Source organism: Streptomyces sp. WMMC1477, assembly GCF_027460245.1.
GTDB lineage: Bacteria > Actinomycetota > Actinomycetes > Streptomycetales > Streptomycetaceae > Streptomyces.
The window spans coordinates 223,135-249,221 of the sequence record NZ_JAPZBD010000003.1; the positions used below are offsets into that span (position 1 = coordinate 223,135).

Sequence of the window (26,087 nt, forward strand, 5' to 3'; positions counted from 1 at the left end):
GGGCGCCTGGACTTGGACGCGGAGCAGCCCGCGGGTGACGCTCGGCTGATCCCGGCGGATCACGGGGCTCGGTGGCCCCGGTGGATCACGCCAGGACGGCCGGGACTCCCACGGGCAGGGTAAATCGGAACTCGGCGCCTCCGGCAACCGAGCGGCCGACGGTGATCGTCCCGCCGTGCGCCTCCACGATGCCCTTGACGATGTACAGGCCCAGCCCGGTGCCGCCGCGCTTGCTGCCCCGCCAGAAGCGGGTGAACACGCGGCTCATGGACTCCTCCGGGATGCCGGGGCCCTCGTCGCTCACGGTGACGGTGATTCCTTCTGCGACCGCCCGGCACGGCTGTGCAGGCGCTATCTCGATGGTGACCGTGCCCGCGCCGTGCCGCACCGCGTTCTCCAGCAGGTTGCTCAGCACCTGGTCGACCTTGTCGGGGTCGGCCCACAGCCGGGGCAGCGGCCCGGTGACCGCGTGCCGGAAGCGCTCGCGCGGCTTCCCCGCCGCCAGGTGCCCCTCGACGTGCCGGCAGACGGCCGCGACGAGGTCCACGGGCTGGCGGCGCAGCTCCAGCCGCCCGGAGTCGATGCGGGAGATGTCCAGCAGCTCGGCGATGAGCCGGCTGATGCGGGCGGCGTCGGCGTCCACCGTCTCCAGCATGAGCCGCTTCTGGTCCTCGGTGAAGCGCTCCCACTTGGCCAGCAGCGTCGCCGTGAAGCCCTTCACCGAGGTGAGCGGGGAACGCAGCTCGTGCGCGACGGTGGCGATCAGCTCGGCGTGGCTGCGCTCGGTACGACGGCGGGCCTCGGTGCCGCGCAGAGAAACGATCAGCCGGTGCAGCGGCCCGGTGGGCACGGCACGCACGTAGCGCGCGGAGACGAGCACCTCGCGCCCCCCGGGCAGCAGCAGATTGCGCTCCGGCTGCCCCCGGCGGACCGACAGCCCGCCGTAGGGGTCGGTCAGCTGCCACCAGCGGCGCCCGTCGAGGTCCTCCAGCGGCAGCACCCGCTCGACCCGGTCGCCCAGCGCCTCGTCGGGGCGCCGCGCCGTGATGCGGGCGGCGGCACGGTTGAAGCAGATCACCCGCCGGTGCTCGTCCGCGACGACCAGCCCGTCGGGCAGATCGTCCGGGTCCACCCCGCACCAGACCGCGTCCGGCATGTCGTCCCCCTTCCCCCTCGGCCTTTCCCCGTGGCGGAACCCTACTCACCGGCGCCCCACGGCGTCACCGCACCGCCCGGAGCTCCTTCGTACGTGCTTCGGAGCCGGTACGGCGCCGGATGGGTACGCGAGGTTCAGCCGTGGCGCTGGGCCCGCGCCGAGGCGTAGAGGCACACGGCGGCGGCGGTGGCCAGGTTGAGGGACTCGGCCCGGCCGTGGATGGGAACGCGGACCACCTCGTCGGTCAGCGCCCGGGTCTCGGGCGGCAGCCCCCAGGCCTCGTTGCCGAAGATCCATGCCGTGGGCGCGGCCATCGTGCCCCGGTCCAGCTCGTCGTCGAGGTCCACGTCACCGGCGCCGTCGGCGGCCAGCACGCGCACTCCGCCCTCGCGCAGGCCCGCCACGGCCCGCTCCACCGGTACGCCGACGCACACCGGCAGATGGAAGAGGGAGCCGACCGAGGCGCGCACCGACTTCGGGTTGTACAGGTCGACGGAGGCGTCGGTGAGGACGACGGCGTCGGCCCCGGCGGCGTCCGCGCAGCGCAGCACCGTCCCGGCGTTCCCGGGGTCGCGCACGTGGGCGAGGACGGCCACGAGGCGGGGGCGGGCGGCCAGGACCTCGTCGAAGGGGACGTCGAGGAACCGGCAGACCCCGATGAGCCCCTGCGGGGTGACGGTCTGGGAGATGTCCGCCATCGTCGTGTCGGAGGCGAGGGAGATCCGGATGCCCGCGCCCCGGGCGGCGTCGAGGATGTCCGGGTGCCGTTCGGCCGCCTCGGCGCTGGTGAAGAGCTCGGTGAGGGTGTCGCCGTGGGCGACGGCCTCGCGCACGGCCTGCGGACCCTCGGCCAGGAAACGGCGCTCCTTGACCCGGGCGGCGCGCCGGGCCAGCCGTCGGGCGAAGACGACCCGGGGGTTGCGCGGGGAGATCAGCTCGGCGGTGCCCATGGCGCGGCGGTTCTCGTCTTTCGTCGGTGCGGGTTCGGGCCGGACATGCGGCGGACCCGCAGGCGCTGGGCCTGCGGGTCCGCTGACGCTGAGGGGCTCAGCCGGTGTTTCAGGCGGCCTTCGGCGCGTTGACGTCGCTCGGAAGCGCCTTCTTGGCGACCTCGATGAGGGAGGAGAACGCGTTCGGGTCGTTGACGGCGAGCTCCGCGAGGATCTTGCGGTCCACCTCGACCTCGGCGGCCTTGAGGCCCTGGATGAAGCGGTTGTAGGTCATCCCGTTGGCCCGGGCGGCGGCGTTGATCCGCTGGATCCAGAGCTGGCGGAAGTCGCCCTTGCGCTTCTTGCGGTCGTTGTAGTTGTAGACGAAGGAATGGGTGACCTGCTCCTTCGCCTTGCGGTACAGGCGCGAGCGCTGGCCGCGGTAGCCGCTGGCCTGCTCGAGGATCGCCCGGCGCTTCTTGTGGGCGTTGACTGCCCGCTTGACGCGTGCCACGTGTTAACTCCTTGTAGCGGGGCCGCGGAAGACTCACACGGCCCGGACATCGATGAGGTCCCGGTCTTCGGCCACGGCCCGGCCCCGGCGCGGGGCGGGCCGACGGCTCACTTGCCGAGAAGCTTCTTGATCTTCTTGGCGTCGGCCGGAGCCATCTCGGTCTTGCCCGCAAGACGGCGCGTCAGCGTCGACGGCTTGTGCTCGAGAAGGTGGCGGCGGCCGGCGCGCTGCCGCATCACCTTGCCGGAGCCGGTGAGCTTGAAGCGCTTGCTCGCACCACTGTGCGTCTTGTTCTTCGGCATGTCGCCGTTCTCTCCTCGTCGGTGGCGTTCCCGTCGGCTCCGCTCGCGGTGAGCGGGCAGGCGGGAACGTCAGCTCTATCGGTGGGACGTTGCCGGGGCCTTCGGCCCCGGCGAGGCTCACGCCTCGGCCGGCTCCTCGGCGGTCTCGGCGGGAGCGGCACCTCGCTGGGCTTCCTTGCGGGCTGCCTGCGCCTGCCGGGCTTCGGCCATGGCTTCGGTCTTCTTCTTGTGCGGGCCAAGCACCATGATCATGTTGCGGCCGTCCTGCTTGGGGTTGGACTCCACGAAGCCCAGCTCCTGGACGTCCTCCGCGAGGCGCTGCAGCAACCGGAAGCCCAGCTCCGGACGCGACTGCTCACGACCGCGGAACATGATCGTGATCTTGACCTTGTCACCCTGCTTGAGGAACCGGACGACGTGACCCTTCTTGGTGTCGTAGTCGTGCGGATCGATCTTCGGCCGGAGCTTCATCTCCTTGATGACCGTGTGCGCCTGGTTCTTGCGCGCCTCACGGGCCTTCATGGCCGACTCGTACTTGAACTTCCCGTAGTCCATGAGCTTGCACACGGGCGGCCGGGCGTTCGCGGCCACCTCGACGAGGTCGAGGTCGTACTCCTGTGCGAGCTCCAGTGCCTTGGCAAGCGGCACGATGCCGACCTGCTCGCCACTGGGACCGACGAGTCGCACCTCGGGGACGCGAATCCGGTCGTTGATGCGGGGCTCGGCGCTGATGGGGCCTCCTAGGTAGCACCACGCAACTGCCTGGCCGACAGCCGCGTCACGTGTCTGTGTGGTGAGACCGCCCCGTCATGGGCGCGACGTGAGAAACGCCCCGAACGGGACACAAGACGGGGCTCCGAGCGGACCGGAGCACCGCCGCGTTCACCGCGGGGCGCGACCTGACCTGGGACCTGCCGACCGTGAAGCCGGTCAGGTGGGAGATGGAGCCTCCACTTGCGGGCCGGGCGACCGCGCTTCCACCATGCTCACCCCGGACTCGCCGCCTTGGGCTGGTCCCGGACTCGCACCGTGCCTTCACGCAGACGTCTGGCCGGTCGCATCCCATGGTACATGACCCCCACCGGCCTCGCGCCCGGCCGGTGCGGGGCCCGCGCGGGGCTCCCGGCGGGACCGGCCTAGGCTGGTCCCGCGATCCCCGTGAGCCCGCCGGCTCCGGCCGTCCCCCGACATCCCCCAGGCCCCAGGAAGCGAAGAACGATGAGCGACGCCGCCCCCGCCCCCGGTCCGGACACCTCCGAGGCCACCACGCCCGCCCACGGCACCGGCGCCGCTCAGGGTCGCGACACCGACGCCGCGACCCGGGACATCGCCGACGTCCCGGCCGTGGAGGTCATCACGACCGTCGCGGTGCACCTGATGAGCGCCGCCGCCGTCAACCTCGGCCTGGCCGAGGAAGGGGACCAGCACAAGGACCTGGACGAGGCGCGCAAGCTCATCCAGGCGCTGGCCGGCCTGGTGACCGCCAGCGCCACCGAGATCGGCTCCTACCACGCGGCGCCGCTGCGGGACGGCCTCAAGTCGCTCCAGCTCGCCTTCCGCGAGGCCTCCGTCGTTCCGGACGAGCCGGGCCAGGGCCCCGGCGAGAAGTTCACCGGCCCGGTGTACGGCTGAACAGCGGCTCTCCCGGCAGCTCCGCGTCCGGCGGCAGCAGCGCCAGGTCCAGGCCGCGCACCAGGTGCTCGCGGAGCACGGCGTCGGCGGCCAGCGCCCGGGCGATCCGGGCCGCCGCCTCCTTCACCGGCGCCCCGAGCACCAGCCGCAGCGCCAGCGTGCCGTCGGCGCGCCCGCCCGGCGTCAGATGCGCACCGGCGACCTCGGGCTCCGCGGCGAGGACGGCCCGCAGCGCCTCCGCGACGGCCGGCTCAGCCGCAGGCCCGGCGCCCCCGGTGCGCCCCGCGGCCACCGCGCGCAGCGCGGCGCCCGTGAGCGGGTAGGTCACCGGCCCGGCCAGGTCGAAGACCAGGGTGTCGGCCTGCTCGTGGGCGGCGGCCTGGAGCGCCCGGGCGAGATCCACCGCCACCGGGCGGGCGTCATCCCGCCAGCGGGCCAGGGAGGCCGTGGAGGTGAACACGGGCAGGGCCTTGCGCCCCCCGGGCGCGGTGAGCGTGGGCACGGCCATGTCGCTCGTCTTCTCGCGGCGCAGCCCGTCCGGGCCCGTCTCGACCGCGCCCAGCAGGGCCACCACCGGAACGAGCAGCCGGGCCCCCCGCAGGGCCGCCAGCACCCGGGGCTCGGCGCCGCGGTCGGCGGACCAGGCGGACAGGGCCTCGGCCAGCGCCGGGTCGGCCGAGCCGTCGTCGTCGGCGAACCCTGGGTCGGGAATGTTCTTGAGCGCCACGCGACGAGGGTAACCGCCGCACGCTCAGGGGCGACGGGGCGGGCGGCCGCCGAGGTGGAGGCCGACGGCACAGCCGAGCAGTGCCAGGCCGGCGAATCCAGCGCCGAGCGCCGCCCACAGCGGCCGGAACCCGGACTCGGGGCCGGGCCCGGGCCCGAAGTACTCGGACCCGTAGCCGCGCGGCGCGGGCCGCTGGGCCTCCGGCTCCAGGGCCGCGGCCGCCTCGAGCGCACCGGCGGCGTCCACCACCCCGGTGCCCAGGGCGTCGCTGCGCCCGCCGGCGGGCGTGCCGTTCGCGGTGTCGGCCAGGAGCCGCTTGACCTGGGCGGGGCTCAGCTCCGGGTGGGCGGAGCGGACGAGCGCGACGGTGCCGGAGACGACGGCCGCCGCGGCGCTGGTGCCCCAGCCCTGGTAGTAGCGGCGGTCCGGGTCGGCCGTGACGACGTCCTTGCCCGGCGCGGCAACGGTGGCGTACCAGCGCCGGGTGGAGAAGTCGGCCCTGACGCCCTCCGCGGTCACGGCCGTCACGGCGATGACGCCCGGGTAGGCGGCCGGGTAGGAGGCGGGGTCGCCGTCCTTGCCGCCGTTCCCCGCCGAGGCGACCACCACGACGCCCCGGCTCAGCGCGTACCGGACGGCGGCGTCCTCCTGCGGGTCCGGGTGGGCGGAGGCGCTGTCGTCGCCGAGGGAGAGGTTGATGACGTCGGCACCCTGGTCGACGGCCCAGCGGATCCCGGTGGCCAGGACGCTGGGGCCCTCGGCGTCCTGCGCCTCCTCCCGCGCCGGGTCCTCCTCCTCCAACAGCACGCGCACGGGGAGGATCTCGGCCTCGGGGGCGATGCCGACGACGCCGTCCCCCCGGTCCGGCCCGTGGCCGCGCCCGGCGATGATGCCGGCCATGGCGGTGCCGTGCCGGGCCCACTCCTCGTCACCCGGCTCGGCTCCGACGCCCACCAGGTCCTTGCCGTCGAGGACGGCGCCGGCCAGGTCGGGGTGGCTCGCGTCCACCCCGGTGTCCAGGACGGCGACGGTGACGCCGGCGCCCCGCGTCGTCTCCCACGCCTCCCGCGCACCGACCACGTCCAGCGCCCACTGGCGCTCCCGGATGGTGTCGGCGTGCGCGGGGGCCAGCGGCAGCAGCACGAGCAGGACGGCGCACACGGCGGCGCGCGTGAGGCGGGCGGCGCGGGTCGGGCGGAGGCCTTCGAAGCTGTTCACCGGCCCTCCTCCACGGCCTCGCGGGCGGCGTCCAGCAGGCCCCGCTCGACGAGGCCGGCGACGCCCTCGGCGGCGTGGCCGAGGCCGGACTGGGCGGCGGCGCTCGTCGCGCCCTCGGCGACGGCCCGCTCCGCGGGCTGGGGGTCGCTGACGGTGCGGCCGTCGGCGAAACCGGAGACGGCGTAGACGACGACCGGGAGGTCGGTGCGGACGTGGACCGTCCAGGTCGCCCGCTGGGCGTCCCCGAATCCGGCGGCGTCGGTTCCGGGCTCCGCGTAGGGGCGGGGCATGAGGTCCGTCCGGGAGAGCAGGTGGTCGCCGTCCTCGTCCGTGAACCGCGCGTGGAGGTCGCGCATGCCGGGCAGGTCGGCCTTGGTGAAGACGATGCCGACGGTGGTCAGGCCCGAGGAGGTCTCGTCGATGTAGGTGGCACGCAGCAGACGACGGCAGCCCACCGGGGCGAGCGCCTTGCCCAGGAGTTCGTCGAAGGCCTGGTCGCAGCCGCTGTCGGGGGCGACGGCCACGCGTATCCAGTGCCGGTCGGCGCCGCCGGGGCCGGCACCCTCCCCCGCCAGCTCGGCCGGGAAGATCGCGTCGACCGGCAGCTCGCGCCACAGGTCGCGGGAGGCCGAGAAGGTTTCCTGGACCGAGGGCCCGCCGTGCGGACCGCTGCCGACCCAGGCGCCGACGGCGGAACCGCCCAGCAGCCCCACGCCCAGGACGAGGCACAGCGCGGCCGCGGCCGTGCGAGAGCGCCGGCGCCGGGCGGGGGGCAGGGGCGGTGCGTCCGGGAGGCCCGGGGGCCAGGTCGGGGCGGTCGCGGTGTCCGGCGGCGGGGGCACCGCCCGCGGGACGCGCTCCGGCGCCACCGGACCGGCCTGGACGGGGAGGACGGGCCGGGCGGCGGGCGGCGGGGGGAGGGCGGGGCGCGGCGGCCCGGGCGGGCGCGGCGGGGCCGGCGGACGCTGAGGGCGCAGCGGCGGCGGTGCGCTCGCCGAATCCGCCTCGGTGCTCACCGGTACCCCCCTGGCGCTCCGCGTGCCGCCCCAGTGAGCGGGTCGGCCGTCTCGTCCACGGGCGCGGGCCCGCGGACACGTCGGTCATTGGTGTGTGCGTCACTCTACGGGGCGTTCCCGTGGGTGCGGCAACCCGCCGTCGCTGGTCGCGACCGCCGCGGGGCGGTCGCGACCGCGGCGTCAGGGGGGCTGCAGGGGCGTGACGTAGGCGCCGGCGATGCCGCCGTCGACGAGGAACTCGGCGGCGTTGACGAAGGACGCGCCGTCGCTGGCCAGAGAGGCCACCGCGGCGGCGATCTCCTCGGGTTCGGCGAACCGGCCGGGCGGGACGTGGACCAGCCGGCGCTGGGCGCGCTCGGGATCCTTCGCGAACAGCTCCTTCAGCAAAGGGGTGTTGACGGGTCCGGGGCACAGGGCGTTGACCCGGATGCCCTCGCGGGCGAACTGCACGCCCAGCTCCCGGGACATGGCCAGCACGCCGCCCTTGGACGCGGTGTAGGCGATCTGCGAGGTGGCCGCCCCCAGCCTGGCCACGAAGGAGGCGGTGTTGATGACGGAGCCGCGGCGCTGCCGCCGCATGTAGGGGATGACGTGCCGGCAGCACAGGTACACCGAGGTGAGGTTCGTCTCCTGGACGCGGCGCCAGGCGTCGAGCCCGGTGGTGAGGATGGAGTCGTCCTCGGGCGGGGAGATACCCGCGTTGTTGAAGGCGACGTCGACCGAGCCGTAGGTGTCGTGTGCGGCGGCGAAGAGGGCGGCGACCTGTTCGGGATCGGTGACGTCGGTGGCCACGAAGAGGCCGTCGGTCTCCTCGGCGGCTGCCCTGCCCCGCTCGGCGTCGATGTCGGCGCACACCACGTGGGCGCCCTCGGAGGCCAGCCGCCGGGCGGTGGCCAGCCCGATGCCGCTGCCGGCCCCGGTGACGACCGCGGTGCGGCCCACGAGCCTGCGGCACACGGTCCGCGGCTGCGCTGCTGCTTCGCTCACTGCTGCTCCTCCGTGCCGAGGTAGACGTTCTTCGTCTCGGTGAACGCGTCCAGGGCCTCCGGGCCGAGCTCGCGCCCGAGCCCCGACTGCCGGTAGCCGCCGAAGGGGGTCCAGTACCGGACGCTGGCGTGCGAGTTGACGGAGAGGTTTCCGGCGGCGACGGCCCGGGCCGTGCGCAGAGCGCGGGCGCCGTCCCGGGTCCAGACCGAGCCGGAGAGGCCGTAGGGGGTGGCGTTGGCCAGCCGCACCGCGTCCTCCTCGTCCGTGAAGGGCAGGACGACCGCGACGGGCCCGAAGATCTCCTCGACGGCGACACCTTCGCCCGGTTCGGCGTGCAGGACGGTGGCCGGGTACCAGAAGCCCTTGCCCTGGGGCACGCTGCCGCGGATGGCCGCGGGCGCCTGCTCGGTGACGAAGGAGCGGACGCGTTCGCGGTGGGCGGCGGAGATGAGCGGGCCCATCGCGGTGCCGGGGTCGGTGGGGTCACCACAGGTGAAGCCCTGGACGGCGGGTTCGAGGAGGGCCAGGAACCGGTCGAGGACGGCGGCCTGGACGAGGATGCGGCTGCGGGCGCAGCAGTCCTGGCCGGCGTTGTCCAGGAACGAGGCGGGGGCGGCCGCGGCTGCGCGTTCGAGGTCGGCGTCGGCGAAGACGATGTTCGGGCTCTTGCCGCCCAGTTCGAGGGTCACCGGCTTGACCTGCCCGGCGCAGCGGGCCATGACGTCGCGGCCGGTGGCGGTGGAGCCGGTGAAGGCGACCTTCGCGACGCCGGGGTGCTCCACGAGGGCCCGTCCGGTGCCGGGCCCGGACCCCGGCAGCGTCTGGAGGAGGCCCTCGGGCAGTCCGGCCTCCAGGGCGAGCTCGGCGAGCCGCAGCGCGGTGAGCGGTGTGGCCTCGGCCGGCTTGAGCAGCACGGCGTTCGCGGCCGCGAGCGCGGGCGCCGTGCTCCACGCGGCGATGGGGAGGGGGAAGTTCCAGGGGGCGATGACGGCGACGACGCCCAGTGGCTCCCGGAACGTGAGGTTCACGCCTCCGGCCACCGGGATCTGGTACCCCGTCAGGCGCTCCACTCCCCCGGCCGCGTAGTCGAGCACGTCGCGGACGTTGCCGGCCTCCCAGCGGGCGCCCGCCACCGGGTGGCCGGCCTCGGCGACCTCGATGCGGGCCAGCTCCTCCAGGTGCTCGTCGACGGTGGTGGCGAAGCGGCGCAGGAGCCAGGCCCGGTCCCCCGGGGGGAGGGCGGCCCAGCGGCGCTGGGCCGCCTCGGCCCGGCGCACGGCGGCGTCGACCTCGGCCGCGGTGGTGACGGGGACGGTGGCGATCACCTCTTCCGTGGCCGGTTGATCACCTGGTGTGCGGTCGGCTCGGCGGGCACGGGCGGCGTCCTCACAGGCGCTCGAAGGAGCGGTAGCGCTCCCAGTCGGTGACGGCGGTGTCGTAGGCGCCCTGTTCGACGCGGGCCGTGTGGGCGTAGTGGTCCACGACCTCGTCGCCGAAGGCGGTGCGGGCCAGCTCGCTCCCGTCCCACAGCTCGGCTGCCTCGCGCAGCGTGGCGGGGACGTGCGGCAGTTCGCCCGCGTAGGCGTTGCCGGTGCACGGCTCGGGCGGTTCCAGCTCCCGGTCGACGCCGTACAGCCCGGCGGCGATCATGCCGGCCAGCGCCAGGTAGGGGTTGACGTCACCGCCCGGCAGCCGGTTCTCCAGCCGGTGCCCGGTGCCCTGGCCGACGACGCGCTCGCCCACGAGATCACCGTGCTCCACATCGCCTCCCGCCGCACCTACGGCGTCCCGCGCATCCACGCCGAGCTGCGACGTCTGGGGCACCGGGTGAACCGCAAACGCGTCGCCCGCGTCATGCGCGAGCGCGACATCCGCGGCGTCACCCGCCGCAAACACCGCTCGCTGACCCGGCCGGACGCGAAGGCGAAGCCGGCCCCGGACCTGATCGGCCGCGACTTCCACGCCGAGCGTCCCGGCACCCGGCTGGTCGGCGACATCACCTACCTGCCGACGGCCGAGGGCTGGCTCTACCTCGCCTGCTGGCTGGACCTGGCCAGGGGCGAGATCGTCGGTTACGCCATGGCCGGCCACCACCGCGCCGAGCTCGTCGTCGACTCCCTTGACATGGCCCACGGCCGAGGCGGTCTGGAGCCTGGATGCGTGATCCACAGCGACCGCGGCAGCGAGTACACCTCGGCGCAATTTCGCAACCGAATAAGGGAGTTGGGGCCGCAACAGAGCTGCGGACGCACCGGATCGTGTTTCGACAACGCCGCAGCGGAGAGTTTCTGGGCCCTGCTCAAGGAAGAGATCGGAACCCGGACCTGGCCCGACCGTGCCACCGCCCGCGCCGAGGTCTTCACCTTCATCGAGACCTTCTACAACCGCCGCCGCCTACGCAAACACAAGATCTTCGGCTACCTCACACCGGCCGAGACCAGGCAACGGCTGACCGCCCTGACCCGGCGCCGCGCCCCCATCGACCCGGTCACCATTCTGTGGGAGGCCCAGCAGCGCGGCCTCCTCACCCCCGGTACCAGACCGGCCGAACTACTGGCCCTCCTGGCAGAGCCGGCCGGTGAACCGCTGCACTGGGGCGAGCGGATCCTCCAACGCTCCGTCCTCACCACAGCGCACCGCGTCGGCCACCGGATCCAGACATACACCGACACCCCGGCGGCCACCCCGCACCAACTCGTCACCGACAGCCGCCGCGCGCTGGCCGACCTGTCCGCCGTACGCACTCGATGGCACCACGCCACCTCCCCTGCCCCGGCAGTTAGCCCTGCGCGCACCAGGGCCACGGCACCGCCCCGGGCTGGCCCGCCGCGGACAACGGCGCCACCCGCTGCGCGCATCTCCCGCTGACCCCTCAACCTGGCTCCACCGGATCCAGGCCAGTTCAAAGCTGAGAGTGCTCTTGCAGTAGCCCGTGCCCATGATGACGAACACGGACAGGCGTGCCTCATCAAGACGAAGTACTCCCTCACGTACCTCTGGCACCATGGAGGAGTGACAGCGACGGACATCGGTCAAGGAATGGCAAAGCCTCTCTAACGTCCCAGGTCGGGAAGTGTGGTCCCCGCGCGAGCGGGGGTGTTCCGGAAGCTGAGCGCGGATTCCGTGCTCATCCCGTGTGGTCCCCGCGCGAGCGGGGGTGTTCCGGACAAGATCACCGCGCGCTTTCTGCGGCAGGAGTGGTCCCCGCGCGAGCGGGGGTGTTCCGCTGCGTTGTGAATCAGGAAGCGCGGAGCCATGGTGGTCCCCGCGCGAGCGGGGGTGTTCCGTGGAGCCTCGACGACGCGGACGCGCTGGCCGCGTGGTCCCCGCGCGAGCGGGGGTGTTCCGATGATCGTCAACGTTCGTCGCTAGCTGGACGAGTGGTCCCCGCGCGAGCGGGGGTGTTCCGCATCAGGTGAGCCGTGAGGCGCTAGCGGATACGTGGTCCCCGCGCGAGCGGGGGTGTTCCGTGGTCGGTGCGCACGGCGTCGACGGCGGCGCGGTGGTCCCCGCGCGAGCGGGGGTGTTCCGCCTCAAACATTCGGCCCAAATCCGGCGCGATCGTGGTCCCCGCGCGAGCGGGGGTGTTCCGGCCACCGCGCCCCCAGCGAGACCGGAGGCTGCGTGGTCCCCGCGCGAGCGGGGGTGTTCCGGCCCCGGCCTGGCGCACCGGCGTCCCCGACGAGTGGTCCCCGCGCGAGCGGGGGTGTTCCGGCCCCGGCCTGGCGCACCGGCGTCCCCGACGAGTGGTCCCCGCGCGAGCGGGGGTGTTCCGGCCATCCGAGATATCGGCCCCCTTGGGCATCCGTGGTCCCCGCGCGAGCGGGGGTGTTCCGGCGGAGATCCACCACACTCCGTTCACGACCTAGTGGTCCCCGCGCGAGCGGGGGTGTTCCGCCGCCGGGGCCGGACTACCGCCAGGGCGTCATGTGGTCCCCGCGCGAGCGGGGGTGTTCCGGCCGTCCAGGAACTGGACGACACGCCATTCGAGTGGTCCCCGCGCGAGCTGGGGTGTTCCGAAGCCCGGCGGCAAGACTCGAGTCGGCAAGAGGTGGTCCCCGCGCGAGCGGGGGTGTTCCGCCGGACCCCCGCGGCATCGACATGCGGACCTTGTGGTCCCCGCGCGAGCGGGGGTGTTCCGATCGTCAAGGACGGCGCCTCCCTGACCCGCTCGCGGTCCCCGCGCGAGCGGGGGTGTTCCGCCACTAGGAGCTCACCCCGCAGACCCCACAGCATGGTCCCCGCGCGGGTGGGGTTGTTCCGCGTACTCCTCGGGGCGGAAGGCAACGAGAGTGAGGCCGTCGAAGTCAACGGGGATACGGCGACGTTCACCGGCTGTGCGAAGGGTGTAGCCCTGTTCGTTCGCCTCCGGGTGCATGAGTACCGCGGCACCGCTGCCGATGGAGGCGCTGACCACGCGCCAGAGTTCGTCGCGGACACGGGCTGAGAGGGTACCGACGTACAGGCCAGGAGTGGGCTCGATCATCCAGCGAGTGAGGGCACCTCGGACGTGGTCGGGAATGGCCGTGGTGGACAGGACAGTCATGGAGGACATAGGCCGGTGGCTTCTCTGAGGGCGGTGATAGGAGTTCAGGGCTGGATGTTGAAGTCACCCGCGTCCGGTGGGTCATCGTCTGGCAACCCGGCCTGACGTGCGTAGTTCACGCCGGCGGGGACCGAGCCGGTCTCCGGGTCCCAGAGGTTGACCAGTTCCACGGCCTGCCCGTCCGGCGTTGGTTGAGCCTCGTCGGGGGCGAGGAGGGACTGAATGTCGGCGACGATTCTCGGCAGCAGCTTGTACAGACGCAGTTCTTCCCGGAAGCTGCGGCGAGCCATGGCTTCGGGGTGGGGTGAATCGTGCAGTGAGAAGGCCAGAGGGATGGTGAGTTCGGCCTTGTAGAGGTCGGCGATGTCGTAGACCATCGCATGCTGCTTGCCTTGGTGTACAAAGCCGAGGGCGGGTGAGCAGCCGAGGGCGACGATGGCTGCGTGGACGATGCCGTACAGGCAGGTGTTGGCGGAGGACAGGGCGAGGTTGACCGGGTCCTGGTCGTCCCAGGCGGCCGGGTCGTAGTTGCGTCTGAAGCGGCCGATGCGGTGCTGCTGGGCCAGGTGCTTGTAGAGCGCCTTGACGCGCTGTCCTTCCAGACCGCGAAGTTTGTTCAGCGGTGTCGTCGGTGGGACGGGGATGTTGAAGCGTTTGAGGTACATCTGCCGGGCCACGGCCAGTCGGCGTTCGGGGTTGCTCCACTGGTGCACCTGGTGTTCGAGCCAGCGGGTGGTGAGTGCGTCGGAGGTGGTAGCGGAGTAACAGCGGACACCGCCGGAGCCGGTGCACACCACGGTGGTGCCGTGGCGGGCGAAGGTGGCCAGGGCGGGCTGGGTGATGGAGGTGCCGGGGCCGAGGAGGACGCAGGAGAGCGCCGAGGTCGGCAGGTAGACGCGGGTGGTCTCCCCGTCCGCAGTGGTGGTCTCGGCGCAGACGCCGGTGTCGTCCTGGACGATGCGGACCACGTCGGCGTACAGGAACGACAGCGAGTCCCCGACCCTGGGCAGCATGGCGAGCGTGGGCGCGGCGATGCGGCGCCGGGCAGAGCTCTTGTCGCGCGGGGAGCGGGGCGTCGAGGGAGCAGTCATGCTCGGGCTCCTCACCCCTCCTGGTGGCCGGGGGCGAGGCTGAGCAGCCCGCATCCGTAGGATTTGCTGCGACCGATGCCGTGCAGCAGCGCTTGTCGCAGGGCCTCAGCGTCGCGGACCGTCGCGGTGCCCTCGAAGCGTGTGGCCTGGTGGGGTACCCGTACCCGGCCGTTGTTCCGTTTGGTGCCGTCCTTCGTCTGCTGAGGCTGCTTTCCGTCGTGGTCGGCGAGGCGGTGCCATGCGGTGAGGGGTTCCGCTGGTTCGGACAGGATGGTGTGCAGGATGAGGCCGGCGGTTGTGGCACGTTCGGCCCACCAGTGGTCGGCCTCCTCGCCGCGCAGGGGGATGGCCTGCTTCCAGCGGCCTTCGGTGCTGTTGCGTCCGCACCGGCGAATGGCGTTGCCCAGGAGCCGGTAACGCACGGTGAGGCCGGGGCGCAGGGCGGCGAGCAGGGCCTGCATGTCCTTGGTCTGGGTGTCCGCGTAGCCGTGGGGCAGGCGCGCGGTGTCGGGAACCATGCGGGTCTGGGCGAGTAGGACAGGGGCTCCGGTGCCGCCGGTCTCCAGGCGGAACAGGACACCCGCGCGGGAGCGGGGGCTGTCCCCCAGATGGTCGGGCATGAGGGTCATGACGCGCCGGTGCAGGGAGGCGGCGTTGCCGAGGTCCCGCTGTACCGCTCGGTTGGCGGTGTTGAGCCGCAGGCGGATGAGCCAGGCGCTCTCGGTCGATGTGGGGGGACTGGTCAGTGTCGCGGTGGTCATGCGTCGGTCCGTTCGGGCGTGGACGTGGACGGGTGGAGGTAGGCGTCGAGGGCGGTGAGGTAGTCCAGGCCGTAGTCCTTGCACAGGTCGGCGGGCAGCGGACAACTGGTGGTGTACGCCGGGCGGCTGCGGTAGACGCGGTCGAGGGACTTCAGCCGTACGGGCTCGTCGTTGAGAGCGGTGACAGGGGTCCGGCTGGAGGCGGAGGCCGGGAAGTAGGGCGGGAAGGGGGTGTCCGCCGTGAACCGCACGGTGACGGTTCCAGGGTCCTCGGCCCCGTCTTCCTTTCTGCGTGGTGCGTCGGCGGGCCGGGGACGGGCCAGCGGCACCCTCAGTAGTTCGGCCACCGGGTCGGGCATGTCTGCACTGAGCAGGAGCAGGGCACCGGGCGGGCAGGAGCGGCGGCCGAGGTGGAGTGGCCAGTGGGGTGCGGTCAGGGCCTGGGCGCACTCGGCCGTCAGGCCGGGGTCGTCCGGGGCGGTGACAGCGACGGTGAAGACTGCGTCGGCCAGGTAGTGACGGTGGGAGACGATGGTGCCCTGCCCGGGGCGGCGCCGTCCGCCCTTGGCGGTGGGCACCGTCCGGTGGGCAGGGTATCCGCCACCGACGGTGTGGAAGTCACGCAGCCGGACACCCGGACGGTCGTACCGGATGGTGAACCGCAGGCGGGTGAGCCGGGTGAAGAGCGCCTGCTGCCCCGAGTCGTCCGGCGAGTCGGCGACGGCCTGGTCCCGGGGAATCCCGAAGGCCGAGGCGATCATGCCGATGAGTCCGGAACGGGTGGGGTGGGCGGCGGTGTCGCGGTCGGTGAAGGCGCTGTGTTCGCCCCAGGATTGCAGGGGCGCGCCGCCGAGCTGGATCAGGAGGCCGCTGCCGCTCACGCCGTGGTGCTCCCGTCCTGCCGCCAGGCGGCGGCCAGTGCCCCGGCCACCAGGTCGGGGTAGGAGTCGGCCCGGGTGCCGAGTCCGTCCCGGTCGGCGCCGTCCACTCCGGCGTACGCGCTGTGGATGAGGCCGGCGGTGCCGAGCAGCCTGTTCGCCTTCGCCGCGTATGCGTCCAGCGCGGCCTGGGAGGGTGCGCTCCAGCCGCTTCGCTCGGCCTTGATCGGCTTCTCGAAGGCTGCGGCCAAGGAGACCGGCCGGTCGGAGTGAACGGCGACGTGCACCAGGTCGGGGATGCTGTGCGGTGCGGTGGAGTTCTTCTTGGCCGATGGCATGCTCTGGATGAAGGCGGTGAGAAACGCCTCGGCCAGTTCCCTCGCCATGGCCGGATCGGAGACGTTGTCGGCCAGGTCGCGCAGGTCGAGGGTGGTGTAGCGGTAGAAGACGCCGCTGCTGTACTCGCCGGTGTTCATGTGGGCGCTGCCCGCGTCGGTGGCCCACTGGTCGACGTCGTCGACCGCGGTGAAGAAGTCGGCCTGTACCGAGGTGCCGTGGGTGGTGAAGGCATGGGCGACCTGCACGGCGCCGTCGACCCCGGCGCCGGGGATCTCGGCGAGCATGCGGCCGAAGAGCGCGATGGAGCCGTTGCGCGACTTCATGACCTCGTGCACGGCGTCCTTGGGGAGCAGGGGCTTGGCGGCTGCCTTGGTGCCCAGGGCCTTCTCCAGCTTCTCCCGGTACTGCTCGGCGATGTCGGCCAGTTCTTCGGCCGCGTTGTCGGGCAGGAACAGCAAGGAGGCGGTGGTGACCTTCTTCCCCGTCTCCTTGTCCTCTTCCAGGTCGAGCTTGGACTCGGTGGAGCGGATGACCTGACCGCCGGCCAGCTCCGCCAGATCCTCTGGCCAGCCGCGCTCCGCGAGGGCCTTGGCCACCTGCAGGGGAAGCCTGCGGGTGCGCAGGGCCCGCTCGCCGATGCGTGCCTCGACGGCCAGCCGGGTGGGCCTCTTCCACGCCTGGCTGGAGACCCGTGTCCTGGTGGTGCCCCCGAAGGTGACCGTCTTGGGGGAGCCGAGGTCGTCGCGGTTGACGTTGCTGAACGGGAGGGTCTGGAGAATGTGCACGTCGAGGAAGCGGGGTGCCTGCGCGGCGGTGTCCTCCGGTGCCGTGGTGGAGGTCGTGGGCGTGGTCATGGTTCGGTTCCTGGTTCTGTCGGAGAAGACGGTGGAGTGAAGTTCGTCGTGTGGTGAGGCGGTGGCGCGGGCGCCGGTCAGTTGCCGCCGCGATCGCTCTGTCTGGCGCGGCGGAGGGTGCGGTAGTAGTCCTCCAGCCAGCGGGTGGAGGACTCCTCGCGTCGGTAGGTCCAGTGGGCGATGTCGTGCAGGAGACGCCCGTAGTCGGCGGGTACGCCCGTCGAGCCGAGCAGGCGCATCACGGCGGGGAGCATGCGGTGCAGTCCGTCGGTCTCCTGCCGCACCAGAAGGTGCAGCCGTGACTCGATGCCGTTCTCCCGGTCCCTGTCGGAGATGACGGCCCGTGCCAGACTCGTTCCCAGGCTTGTCCCCCAAGAGGGCTTCTGCTCGGTTGCCGGGGGGGTGCCGTCCGGTGGCTGTTTCAAGACGCCAGGCAGTTGCTCGGCGGTGCCCTGGTCGTCTCTGGTGTCCGCGACGCGTTCGGCACGGGGTCGGGCCGCGATCAGCGCGGCCACGGCGTAGTGGGCGCGCCGTTCCTCTCCCTTCACCTCATCGGGTACCAGGCCGTCGCGCAGCAGTGCTGCGTGGGTCCGGGCGGGTACCTCGTGCACGGGCTTGGCCAGGCCGCGCCGGAGCGCCTGCTGGGTCCCGGGGCTGGTACAGGCTTTGCGTACCCGCTCGACGAATGTGTCATAGCCGGTGAGCCGTGCATGGCGCGGCGCCGGGGGCGCCGGGTTTTCCGGAGGTGAGGTGTGGCCCTCGTCGGTGGCGTTCATCGTCGGCTTCTTTCACTGCTGATGGTCTTGGCGGCACAGGCGGCCGGGGCAGAGCGGGCAGACGGCGGCCCGTAGCTGCGGCCGGCGGCCTGTTGTGGAGTGGTCAGCGATCTCGGCCTCGCCTGTGGTCGAGCAGGGTCCGCACCAGGCCACGGGCACTCTCACGGGCTTTGGCACCGCGGGGCTCGGCCGCCACCGACGCGGTGATGTCGTCATAGATACGCAGGGCGAGCCGGCCGAAGGCTGGCAGGGCGGTGGTGAAGTCCTCGGCGTCCAGCAGCGCCCAGAAGCACTCCTCGGCTGCCGACCAGTAAGCCGCCAGCGCAGCCTCAGGCCAAGGCCCGGGGGACTTTTCCCGCTGTTGTCTTGTGGGCCTTACGGCCTTGCTTCCGTCAGAGGAGTCCTCTGCGGGGGGTTTCGTGTACTCACGCCATGCGGCGCGCAGGGCGGTCAACAGGTGCCAGGCGGCTTTCTCCGCGGCCTCCCTGCCTTCTTTGACACCGAGGGCCAGTGCGGTGTCGTTCTTGGTCCCGGTGGAGTCGAGGAGCGCGAACAGCGGCGGGGTCATGGCACCGAAGTAGGTGCGGTCCCGGGTCTGGCCGTCCTGATGGAAACCGTAGGCGGTGACCCGCAACTCCCGGAAGACCGGCTCGGGCAGTTGGGCACCCGTCAGTCCGTCGAACACCGGCGGCCTGCGACCGCCGTCGCTCCGCCTCAGGAGGATCATGGCGTCCAGATCCCGCCACAGCGCCCTGTCCGCGTCGGCGTCCCGGGGGCGCAGAGTGCCGTCCTTGGTCTCGTCCCAGATGAGGTACGGGTCCTGCTGTTCCGGCCGGTTGACGCGAAGGGCCCAGGTGATCGTCGCGTCAACCACGCTCTCTCTGTCCGGCCCGGGTCGCAGGAGGACGGCGTGTTGGTACTGCTCGGTCAGCATCGACAGCGGACCGGTCGCCCGTTTCGGTGCTGCGAGGGGGGCGATCGGCTTCTCGCGTTCCCAGGGGCAGGCATCGCCGCCGCCGGTGTCCTGCGGCCAGGTGTCAGGGGCGGGAACGCCCAGCAACAGGGTCTCGTACAGATTCCGTCCCGTGGGATGGCAGGACAGGACACGCCGCAGCGGACCGGCCATGGTGTTGCCGTACCGCTGCCCGTCGACCGTACGTGTCGTGCACTGTCCGGACGGACCGTAGTAGAGCTGGGCGACGAGGTGGAGGGCCGCTTCTCCGGACGGGAGCGCCACCTGCTCGGCATCGGTGAAGTGACCGAAGAACACCTGGTTACTGCCGGCCGGCCGGGCCATCACCAGCTTGTTGACTCCGGACGAGCCGGTGCACTCGGCCGCCAGCCGCGGGTCCTGCAGGAACGGGCGATCGGAATCATGCAGGCGCAATCCCTCCGCGTGCTCGTCGAAGTAGGCGTGCACCCTGTCCGGTTCGAACACGGCGCCGTCCTCCAGCAGCTCGTAGCGCCGGTCCAGCCATGCCTCGGTGTCGCCGTCGGCCAGCTCGTGCAGGCCGGTGATCCGGGCGGCCATCGCGTACAGCACGCGCATCAGTGCGGAGGCGGCCGGCGGGACGGCCACGGCGAGACCGCTGAACTCATGGGCTCGTAGGAACAGTTCGCGCAGACCGACCCGCTGCGTGTCGCCGTTCGCGAAGACGGGCACCCACGGCCGGTTGTCGAGAGGGAAGCGGTCGTTGCCGACCACGTCAGAGGGCATAGAGAGACAGCACCCCGATCACATAGCGGTACCGGTGGGTAGGGACGGCTGTGGGGAAGGCCGTAGTCTGAAGACCTCCGCAGCAGCGGAGAAGCTCCGCGCAGGCGGAGGTGAGCCGATGAGTGCTCAGGTCGCGTTCCGGCGCAGGCTCTGGTCCCCGCGCGAGCGGGGGTTTGGCACACTCGTCACCCCGCTCGCTGCAGGGTCGGCGAGTCCCCGGAGCACCGTGCGACACAAGAACCCTAGCCAAGCGGGAGCGCCTGCGCAGGAGAACTCCAAAAGATGAGAGCTCACGTTGTTGGAAGTGGTTTAATTCTTCCGCTGTGTGACCAGCCCCAACACGCGGTCGTACGTGATCCGGTACTCATCCAGGTTCGTGCCCACCACCCCGTCGCGCGTCATACGCTGTGGCAAGAGGACGATGCGGGCCAGCCGGGGCTCCTTGCTCCAGGCGGCGGGGGGCTCGTTCGCCGGTCCGCACGCCGTGCGCCAGCTCCCGTGGGCGAGGGGCGCCACGTAGGAGAGCACCTCGCGGACCTCAGCCATGGCGAAGCGGCCTTTCCTCCCTCGACCGGATTCCGGCAACGTGATGCTGCATTCTTCGTCCAGCCACCGGCCGTTCTCGTTCTCGAACACCGGTAACACCTGGACGGACTCGGCCCCCAACCGCGTACGTACCAGGTCCTCGTCGGCGTCACTGGTGGTCAGGGGATGCAGAGAGGTGACACGGTGCGGCGGTGGCAGGGCGACCATGTCGGCCATGGCGCTGCGCGCCATGTCGTCCGCCAGCCGTCGGAAGTCACGCTCGATCAGCTTGTCGGGGGCCGCGGAGACAAACTCCTCCGCGTAGACACCGTCCACCAAGGACTGGACATCACCGGGGACTGCGATCGACACCCCGCCACGCTGGTCCAGCAGTTCCAGGGTGCGCTGGAGCAAGGAGAGCTGGTACACCTCGCCCCACGTCTTCGGCACAGCCAGATGGCCGTCCTTACCGGTGGGTGCCAGTACCACGAGCCGGGGCTCCTTGGCCCAGGCAGGGCGGCGCGGTGGCGGTTCCAGGTGGCGCCAGACCCGGCCCGCCCGTTGCAGCAGCATGGCCATGGGCGCCAGGTCGGACACCACCAGGTCGAAATCAAGGTCGAGGGACTGCTCGATCACCTGAGTGGCGACCAGGATGGCCCCGCGAGGACCGGCCGGCCGGCACACTCCGGGCTTGTCCGTGCGACCGAACCAGCTCTCGGCCTCCGCTGTGATCTCAGCGCGACGGTGTGCGGGGAATCGGGCATGGAGGAGCCGCAGTCGGGGGCCGGCCGCGGCATCCTCCCGCTCCCCGTCCTCAGCCGAGCGGTCGTCCCAGCCGAGGTAGCCCGCGCCGTAGCGGGAGCGGTAGTGGTAGCGGAGGGCCCGGTAGGTCTGCTGGGCCTCGGCAACGGTGGTGCAGATGACGGCCACACAGCCACCCTCGTCAGCCACACCTACGAGCGCGTCGAGCACGGCGGCCAGTCGGCCATCGGCGCGATTCGGCTCGTAGGTATGCGCGACGTGGTGTACGTCCACTGCAAGCCTTCGTTCCCTTTCGCTGCGGAGCGGTTCGGCGGGCTCGAAGACAAGGTCGCTGCGGGCGGAGGCGTAGACCCACCCCGGGTAGGCCGGTGCGGGCACCTCGCGTGGGGGGCCGGAAGGTTCAGCACCGGTGAGGTAGGCACGCACCAGTCCGCATGCGATGTCGCCGGTGAGAGTGGCGGACAGCAGTACCACGGGGACACCGAGGGCTCCCAGCCACTCCAGCAGCCGGAGCAGCAGGGCGTGGGTGTAGGCGTCGTAGGCGTGTGCCTCGTCGATCACCACGGTCTTCCCGGACAGGCCCAGGTGCCGCAGTGCGTTCCGCTTCAGCGGCAGCACGCCCATCAGGGCCTGATCGATCGTGCCGACAGCCAGTGGTGCCAGGATGCCCCGCCCGCGGCTGCGCAGCCAGCGCCCCGCCTCGACGGAGACCCGTGCATCCCGCCCGGCGCCCGGTTCGCAGTCGGACAGCACACGCGGCTCAGGGGCGTCCGCGGCGCTGTCAGGCTGCGGCTCGGCATAGGGAAGGTGCAGATCGGCCGCACCGTGCAACAAGGTCAGCTGGGCCGGATCCAGCAGGTTCTGCTTCGCGAACGCCACGAACCTGCCGTACATCTGGTTCGCTGTGGCCTGAGTGGGCAGGGCGAAGAACAGCCCAGTGCTTCCGCAGGCCGTTCCCATCAGCGACGAGGCGTACAACGCCGTCTCCGTCTTACCGTCTCCTGTCGGCGCCGTCACCAGCAGGATTCCCGACTCCTGCAGGTTGGTGCCCGACAGTCCTTCTGCCACGCTCAGTTGCAGGGGGTAGGGCGACCGGATGTGCGGGAACAGGTCACGGAATCCGCCGATTTTGAAAGCTGCCTGTCCCAGTCCGGCCTCCTCCAGCAGGGGGGACGCCATACGCTCCGCGTTGTCCGCGTGGACGTGGAGTGAGGGGAGCGAGCCGAAGTTCCTCTGCGCCCCAATCACCTTCTGCTGTGCTTCGATCACGTGCTCCTGGCTGGCGATCCAGTCGGAGACGATCACCACCCCGGCGACCACGGCTGCTGTGATCGGCGGCATCGCACGGCAGTCCGGCACCGCAGGGCGCCCCAGCACCTCGTACAGAGCCTCGGTGTGCTGCTGACGCTGCTCCGCCCATGCGTCGGAGCCGAGTTCGGGCATACGGGCCAGCGGAGTATGCAGATCCCGCGGGTCGCTGTCCGATGGGTAACGCCCATGGTGCCCGCCCAGGATCTGGGCCACCTGCACTGATAAGAGCTTTGCCAGACGCCCCCCTGTGGTCGGGTAGCCGAGCTGTGTCAGCAGTTGCGGCAGAGCCGCATGGGTGGCGTTCTCGTGACGCGTTCTACCGGCTTTGGCATCGGCCTGCCGGTCGTGTGCGTAACCCGCCTCAGTGAGGAATCCGCAGTGAGCGGACCTCGCCTTGAGGATCATGTCCTGGAACTGCGGCATGATCTTTCCCAGGTCGTGCAGTCCGGCCCAAAACATGACGACTCGTCTCGCCTCTGACATATCCAAACCCAAGGCCTTGGCGATCCGGTTGCGCTGCCCTTCGGACAGCACGTCGTCCCATACCGCTCCACACACCATCGCCGAGTCGATGAGGTGCCCGATGACGGGGTACGGCTCGACCAGCCCCTCAGATTTCCCGCACAGCCGCGCATCGACCACGCCATGCCCTCCCCAATGCGTTTCGTCAGAGACGGGAACTCCATCACACGCCTCTGACACCATGGGACGGTGATGACGATGTGCAATGGTCAAGGAATGGCAAATCCTCTCTAACCTCGCAGGTCAGGAAGGGTGGTCCCCGCGCGAGCGGGGGTGTTCCGCACCGCGCCGATGGCGACTACGACCTCGCCGGGTGGTCCCCGCGCGAGCGGGGGTGTTCCGGCCATCGGTTGCGGGGTCCGGTGGCTCCGCGAGTGGTCCCCGCGCGAGCGGGGGTGTTCCGCCTTCGACCTGCGGGCGAACCACTAAGCGCGGGTGGTCCCCGCGCGAGCGGGGGTGTTCCGAACAGGACACGACATGGCACAGCAACCGCCGCGTGGTCCCCGCGCGAGCGGGGGTGTTCCGACGGTCCGAGCATTTTCGCCACTACCGCTCAAGTGGTCCCCGCGCGAGCGGGGGTGTTCCGCCCTTGACCTGCGGAGTCTCGCGAATGGCCGCGTGGTCCCCGCGCGAGCGGGGGTGTTCCGTCGGCGTCGTCCGTCACCTCGGCCGCGATGGCGTGGTCCCCGCGCGAGCGGGGGTGTTCCGGTCCTTGGCGAGTCGTCCACGGCCGCCCTGCGGTGGTCCCCGCGCGAGCGGGGGTGTTCCGGCCGGTCATTTAGAGGACACGGTCACGATCTGGTGGTCCCCGCGCGAGCGGGGGTGTTCCGCGCCCGAGTGTGGCCACACGTTTGACGGCGTGGTGGTCCCCGCGCGAGCGGGGGTGTTCCGCCGACCGCCTGACCACCACCGCCCACCCCGCCGTGGTCCCCGCGCGAGCGGGGGTGTTCCGCCGACCGCCTGACCACCACCGCCCACCCCGCCGTGGTCCCCGCGCGAGCGGGGGTGTTCCGAGTACGGCGTCGTCCAGGCGGCGACGACGTACGTGGTCCCCGCGCGAGCGGGGGTGTTCCGAAGAAGCCCGCCCCCGCCCCGGCCGCCGCGCCGTGGTCCCCGCGCGAGCGGGGGTGTTCCCGGGGCCTTGGACTTGCTGCACCGGATCGGGTAGTGGTCCCCGCGCGAGCGGGGGTGTTCCGGCGCCGTACGCCACTACCACCAGCTCGGACTCGTGGTCCCCGCGCGAGCGGGGGTGTTCCGGCGCCGTACGCCACTACCACCAGCTCGGACTCGTGGTCCCCGCGCGAGCGGGGGTGTTCCCCTGCCGGCCGAGGGGAGAGGCCGCTCCACACCGTGGTCCCCGCGCGAGCGGGGGTGTTCCGGTGTGCGGGACGGAGCAGACCCTCCGCACACCGTGGTCCCCGCGCGAGCGGGGGTGTTCCGGGCACCCCGTGGCCGCTCCTGCGGATGGCCGCGTGGTCCCCGCGCGAGCGGGGGTGTTCCGGACAGTGCCTCGGTCTGCTCCCACTGGCAGCTGTGGTCCCCGCGCGAGCGGGGGTGTTCCGGAACACAGTCGTGGGAGCGGTCATGTGATGCCGTGGTCTCTGCGCGAGCTGGAGCGCTTAACAGGAAAGGAAAACTGCCCCCAGCTAGGGCGGGCACGTGCCACCGGGTCATGGCCGCGTTCGTCGAGGCCGCTGCGGGAGGGCGCGAGGCCCGCGCCGGCCGCGGGCGTCACCGTCGGCCGAGCGCCTCCCTGAGCGCGGCGTCGAGCACGGCGGGCGCCTCGGTCAGCGACGGGCCGTACCAGGTGAGGTGACGGCCGCTCACCAGGGCGGCGGGCTGCGGGAAGCACTCCGGCCCGTCCGTGGCGGTGAAGCGGTAGGGCTCGTCGGGCAGGACCACCACATCGGCGTCCTCCGCGACGAGTTCGGCGAGCGGAAAGCGCGGGTAGCGCTCCGGGTGGGCGGCGTGGACGTGCTCCACGCCCAGCGCGGCCAGCACGTCCCCGGCGAAGGTGTCGCGCCCGAGCACCATCCACGGTTTGCGCCAGATCGGCACGATCGCCCGGAGGGGCCGTACGCGGTCCCATCGGTCCCGGGCGTCCCGCCAGGCCGCCTGGGCGTCGTCCAGCCAGGCCGGGCGCGGCAGCCCGCAGCCGTCGACGAGCGCCCGCTCCAGCTCGCGGAAGCCCTGGTCCAGGCAGCGGATCTCGGTGACCAGCACCCGCAGCCCGGCCCGGCGCAGCTCCGCCAGGTCGGCCGGGCGGTTCTCCTCCTCGTTGGCGAGGACGAGGTCCGGTGCGAGGGCGGCGATCCGGGCGGTGTCCGGGTTCTTCGTGCCGCCGACGCGCGCCACCTCCAGCCCCTCGGGGTGGGTGCACCAGTCCGTGGCGCCGACGAGCAGTCCCGGAGCGGTGTGCGCCACCGCCTCGGTGAGCGAGGGGACGAGGGAGACGACTCGGCTGACGTGCGTGCGCGGGGCTTCCATGCGGCCAGCCTACGAGCCGCGCGCCCCCGGGTCAGGGGCGCTGTCGGCGGGCTGCGGCATCATCGGGGTGTGACCACGCGACGCTTGATGCTCCTCGACACCGCATCCCTGTACTTCCGCGCCTACTTCGGCGTACCCGAGTCCGTCAGGGCCCCGGACGGCACGCCGGTGAACGCCGTGCGCGGTCTGCTCGACTTCATCGCCCGGCTGGTGCGGGACCATGCTCCGGGCGAGCTGGTGGCCTGCATGGACGAGGACTGGCGGCCGGCCTGGCGGGTTGAGCTGATCCCCTCGTACAAGGCGCACCGCGTCGCCGAGGAGCATCCGGCCGGGGCGGACGAGGAGGTCGTGCCGGACACGCTGGCGCCGCAGGTCCCCGTCATCGAGGAGGTGCTGGACGCGCTGGGCATCGCCCGCGCCGGAGCCGCCGGTTACGAGGCGGACGACGTCATCGGCACGCTCACCGCCCGCGCCCGCGGCCCGGTCGACATCGTCACCGGCGACCGGGACCTCTTCCAGCTCATCGACGACGCCCGCGGCGTGCGGGTGCTGTACCCGGTCAAGGGCATGGGCACGCTCGCCGCGTTCGACGAGGCGGCCCTGCGCGACAAGTACGGCGTCGACGGGCCCGGTTACGCGGTCCTGGCGCTGCTGCGCGGCGACCCGAGCGACGGGCTGCCGGGGGTGCCGGGCATCGGGGAGAAGACGGCCGCCCGGCTGATCGCGGCGCACGGGGACCTCCCGGGCATCCTGGCGGCGGCCGAGGACCCGCGTTCGGGCGTGACGCCCACACAGCGGCGGAAGCTGAACGAGGCCATGCCCTACCTCGCCGTCGCCCCGACGGTGGTGCGGGTGGCGGACGACGTCGCGCTGCCGGAGTTCGACGCCGCCCTGCCCGCCGGGCCGAGGGATCCGGAGCGGCTGGAGGAACTGGCCGAGCGCTGGGGGCTGGGCGGCTCCCTGGAGCGGCTGCTGGCCGTCCTGCCCCGCTGAGCCGGGCGGAGCGCGCGGGACAGCGGGCCACGGAGGTACGCCCC

22 protein-coding genes, 1 pseudogene and 2 CRISPR repeat arrays are annotated in these 26,087 nt (G+C 72.2%); of the genes and pseudogenes, 3 read left to right on the top strand and 20 right to left on the bottom strand.

What is annotated here, in order from left to right:
- Positions 1–85: 85 nt before the first annotated feature.
- From O7609_RS01480 to infC, 5 genes are all read right to left on the bottom strand, one after another.
- Positions 86–1,156: a sensor histidine kinase gene (locus O7609_RS01480; RefSeq protein WP_269742953.1), complete on the bottom strand. Its 1,071-nt coding sequence runs from the start codon at positions 1,154–1,156 to the stop codon at positions 86–88.
- Between the two features lie 134 nt (positions 1,157–1,290).
- Positions 1,291–2,106 carry a TrmH family RNA methyltransferase gene (locus O7609_RS01485; RefSeq protein WP_269733097.1) on the bottom strand — a complete coding sequence of 272 codons (816 nt, stop codon included), beginning with the start codon at positions 2,104–2,106 and terminating at the stop codon, positions 1,291–1,293.
- Positions 2,107–2,215: 109 nt separating this feature from the next.
- On the bottom strand, positions 2,216–2,599 hold the full coding sequence (gene rplT, locus O7609_RS01490; protein WP_269733098.1) for a 50S ribosomal protein L20: 384 nt from the start codon (positions 2,597–2,599) through the stop codon (positions 2,216–2,218).
- Between the two features lie 107 nt (positions 2,600–2,706).
- Positions 2,707–2,901, bottom strand: a complete 195-nt coding sequence (rpmI, locus tag O7609_RS01495; RefSeq protein ID WP_014175142.1) for a 50S ribosomal protein L35 — start codon at positions 2,899–2,901, stop codon at positions 2,707–2,709.
- Between the two features lie 117 nt (positions 2,902–3,018).
- The gene (gene infC, locus O7609_RS01500) at positions 3,019–3,633 is read right to left on the bottom strand and encodes a translation initiation factor IF-3 (RefSeq protein WP_269736966.1); all 615 of its coding nucleotides are present in this window, start codon (positions 3,631–3,633) and stop codon (positions 3,019–3,021) included.
- 486 nt (positions 3,634–4,119) lie between these two features.
- Here infC and O7609_RS01505 point away from each other — a divergent pair, with 486 nt between their 5' ends.
- Positions 4,120–4,533, top strand: coding sequence for a DUF1844 domain-containing protein (locus O7609_RS01505; RefSeq protein ID WP_269733099.1), 414 nt, complete (start codon positions 4,120–4,122; stop codon positions 4,531–4,533).
- Here the strand turns inward: O7609_RS01505 and O7609_RS01510 are convergent.
- From O7609_RS01510 to O7609_RS01535, 6 genes are all read right to left on the bottom strand, one after another.
- Positions 4,511–5,260, bottom strand: a complete 750-nt coding sequence (locus O7609_RS01510; protein WP_269742954.1) for an SseB family protein — start codon at positions 5,258–5,260, stop codon at positions 4,511–4,513. The genes O7609_RS01505 and O7609_RS01510 overlap by 23 nt on opposite strands.
- A 24-nt stretch (positions 5,261–5,284) precedes the next feature.
- Positions 5,285–6,478 carry a type VII secretion-associated serine protease mycosin gene (mycP, locus tag O7609_RS01515; RefSeq protein WP_443071997.1) on the bottom strand — a complete coding sequence of 398 codons (1,194 nt, stop codon included), beginning with the start codon at positions 6,476–6,478 and terminating at the stop codon, positions 5,285–5,287.
- The gene (locus O7609_RS01520) at positions 6,475–7,494 is read right to left on the bottom strand and encodes a hypothetical protein (protein WP_269733101.1); all 1,020 of its coding nucleotides are present in this window, start codon (positions 7,492–7,494) and stop codon (positions 6,475–6,477) included. Before O7609_RS01520 ends, mycP begins: the two co-directional genes overlap by 4 nt.
- A 180-nt stretch (positions 7,495–7,674) precedes the next feature.
- Positions 7,675–8,481 (bottom strand): 3-oxoacyl-ACP reductase, encoded by an 807-nt coding sequence (locus O7609_RS01525; protein WP_269742955.1) that lies wholly within the window; start codon positions 8,479–8,481, stop codon positions 7,675–7,677.
- On the bottom strand, positions 8,478–9,806 hold the full coding sequence (locus O7609_RS01530; protein WP_269742956.1) for an aldehyde dehydrogenase family protein: 1,329 nt from the start codon (positions 9,804–9,806) through the stop codon (positions 8,478–8,480). The genes O7609_RS01525 and O7609_RS01530 overlap by 4 nt, the downstream gene beginning before the upstream one ends.
- A 61-nt stretch (positions 9,807–9,867) precedes the next feature.
- Entirely contained in the window at positions 9,868–10,224 is a 357-nt protein-coding gene (locus O7609_RS01535; protein ID WP_269742957.1) for a hypothetical protein, read from the bottom strand.
- Between O7609_RS01535 and O7609_RS01540 the strand changes: the two genes are divergently transcribed.
- Positions 10,189–11,349: an IS3 family transposase gene (locus O7609_RS01540; RefSeq protein ID WP_269742958.1), complete on the top strand. Its 1,161-nt coding sequence runs from the start codon at positions 10,189–10,191 to the stop codon at positions 11,347–11,349. The genes O7609_RS01535 and O7609_RS01540 overlap by 36 nt on opposite strands.
- A gap of 207 nt (positions 11,350–11,556) precedes the next feature.
- Positions 11,557–12,744: direct repeats of the CRISPR family, unit length 29 nt; unit sequence GTGGTCCCCGCGCGAGCGGGGGTGTTCCG.
- Between the two features lie 37 nt (positions 12,745–12,781).
- On the opposite strand, the pseudogene cas2e reads toward O7609_RS01540, so the two are convergent.
- From cas2e to O7609_RS01585, 9 genes and pseudogenes are all read right to left on the bottom strand, one after another.
- A pseudogene (cas2e, locus tag O7609_RS01545) lies at positions 12,782–13,036 on the bottom strand (type I-E CRISPR-associated endoribonuclease Cas2e); the annotation flags it as partial.
- A gap of 35 nt (positions 13,037–13,071) precedes the next feature.
- Positions 13,072–14,118 (bottom strand): type I-E CRISPR-associated endonuclease Cas1e, encoded by a 1,047-nt coding sequence (gene cas1e / locus O7609_RS01550; protein ID WP_269742959.1) that lies wholly within the window; start codon positions 14,116–14,118, stop codon positions 13,072–13,074.
- Positions 14,119–14,129: 11 nt separating this feature from the next.
- Positions 14,130–14,879 carry a type I-E CRISPR-associated protein Cas6/Cse3/CasE gene (gene cas6e, locus O7609_RS01555; protein WP_269742960.1) on the bottom strand — a complete coding sequence of 250 codons (750 nt, stop codon included), beginning with the start codon at positions 14,877–14,879 and terminating at the stop codon, positions 14,130–14,132.
- The gene (gene cas5e / locus O7609_RS01560) at positions 14,876–15,760 is read right to left on the bottom strand and encodes a type I-E CRISPR-associated protein Cas5/CasD (protein ID WP_269733106.1); all 885 of its coding nucleotides are present in this window, start codon (positions 15,758–15,760) and stop codon (positions 14,876–14,878) included. Before cas5e ends, cas6e begins: the two co-directional genes overlap by 4 nt.
- Entirely contained in the window at positions 15,757–16,950 is a 1,194-nt protein-coding gene (cas7e, locus tag O7609_RS01565; protein WP_269742961.1) for a type I-E CRISPR-associated protein Cas7/Cse4/CasC, read from the bottom strand. The genes cas5e and cas7e overlap by 4 nt, the downstream gene beginning before the upstream one ends.
- A 77-nt stretch (positions 16,951–17,027) precedes the next feature.
- Positions 17,028–17,726, bottom strand: coding sequence for a type I-E CRISPR-associated protein Cse2/CasB (casB, locus tag O7609_RS01570; RefSeq protein WP_269742962.1), 699 nt, complete (start codon positions 17,724–17,726; stop codon positions 17,028–17,030).
- Between the two features lie 103 nt (positions 17,727–17,829).
- Positions 17,830–19,443 carry a type I-E CRISPR-associated protein Cse1/CasA gene (gene casA / locus O7609_RS01575; RefSeq protein ID WP_269742963.1) on the bottom strand — a complete coding sequence of 538 codons (1,614 nt, stop codon included), beginning with the start codon at positions 19,441–19,443 and terminating at the stop codon, positions 17,830–17,832.
- Positions 19,444–19,752: 309 nt separating this feature from the next.
- A complete protein-coding gene (locus O7609_RS01580; RefSeq protein ID WP_269742964.1) occupies positions 19,753–22,683 on the bottom strand; it encodes a CRISPR-associated endonuclease Cas3'' in 2,931 nt (976 codons plus the stop codon).
- A 132-nt stretch (positions 22,684–22,815) separates the two neighbouring features.
- Positions 22,816–24,125: direct repeats of the CRISPR family, unit length 29 nt; unit sequence GTGGTCCCCGCGCGAGCGGGGGTGTTCCG.
- 169 nt (positions 24,126–24,294) lie between these two features.
- Entirely contained in the window at positions 24,295–25,050 is a 756-nt protein-coding gene (locus O7609_RS01585; protein ID WP_269742965.1) for a helical backbone metal receptor, read from the bottom strand.
- 87 nt (positions 25,051–25,137) lie between these two features.
- Here O7609_RS01585 and O7609_RS01590 point away from each other — a divergent pair, with 87 nt between their 5' ends.
- Positions 25,138–26,043 (top strand): 5'-3' exonuclease, encoded by a 906-nt coding sequence (locus O7609_RS01590; RefSeq protein WP_269744296.1) that lies wholly within the window; start codon positions 25,138–25,140, stop codon positions 26,041–26,043.
- Positions 26,044–26,087 lie beyond the last annotated feature (44 nt).

Coding starts and splice junctions, on each gene's coding strand:
- O7609_RS01480 (WP_269742953.1), bottom strand. CDS start 1,156: ATGCCGGACGCGGTCTGGTGCGGGGTGGACCCGGACGATCTGCCCGAC.
- O7609_RS01485 (WP_269733097.1), bottom strand. CDS start 2,106: ATGGGCACCGCCGAGCTGATCTCCCCGCGCAACCCCCGGGTCGTCTTC.
- rpmI (WP_014175142.1), bottom strand. CDS start 2,901: ATGCCGAAGAACAAGACGCACAGTGGTGCGAGCAAGCGCTTCAAGCTC.
- O7609_RS01505 (WP_269733099.1), top strand. CDS start 4,120: ATGAGCGACGCCGCCCCCGCCCCCGGTCCGGACACCTCCGAGGCCACC.
- cas1e (WP_269742959.1), bottom strand. CDS start 14,118: ATGACTGCTCCCTCGACGCCCCGCTCCCCGCGCGACAAGAGCTCTGCC.
- cas6e (WP_269742960.1), bottom strand. CDS start 14,879: ATGACCACCGCGACACTGACCAGTCCCCCCACATCGACCGAGAGCGCC.
- cas7e (WP_269742961.1), bottom strand. CDS start 16,950: ATGACCACGCCCACGACCTCCACCACGGCACCGGAGGACACCGCCGCG.
- casB (WP_269742962.1), bottom strand. CDS start 17,726: ATGAACGCCACCGACGAGGGCCACACCTCACCTCCGGAAAACCCGGCG.
- casA (WP_269742963.1), bottom strand. CDS start 19,443: ATGCCCTCTGACGTGGTCGGCAACGACCGCTTCCCTCTCGACAACCGG.
- O7609_RS01585 (WP_269742965.1), bottom strand. CDS start 25,050: ATGGAAGCCCCGCGCACGCACGTCAGCCGAGTCGTCTCCCTCGTCCCC.
- O7609_RS01590 (WP_269744296.1), top strand. CDS start 25,138: ATGCTCCTCGACACCGCATCCCTGTACTTCCGCGCCTACTTCGGCGTA.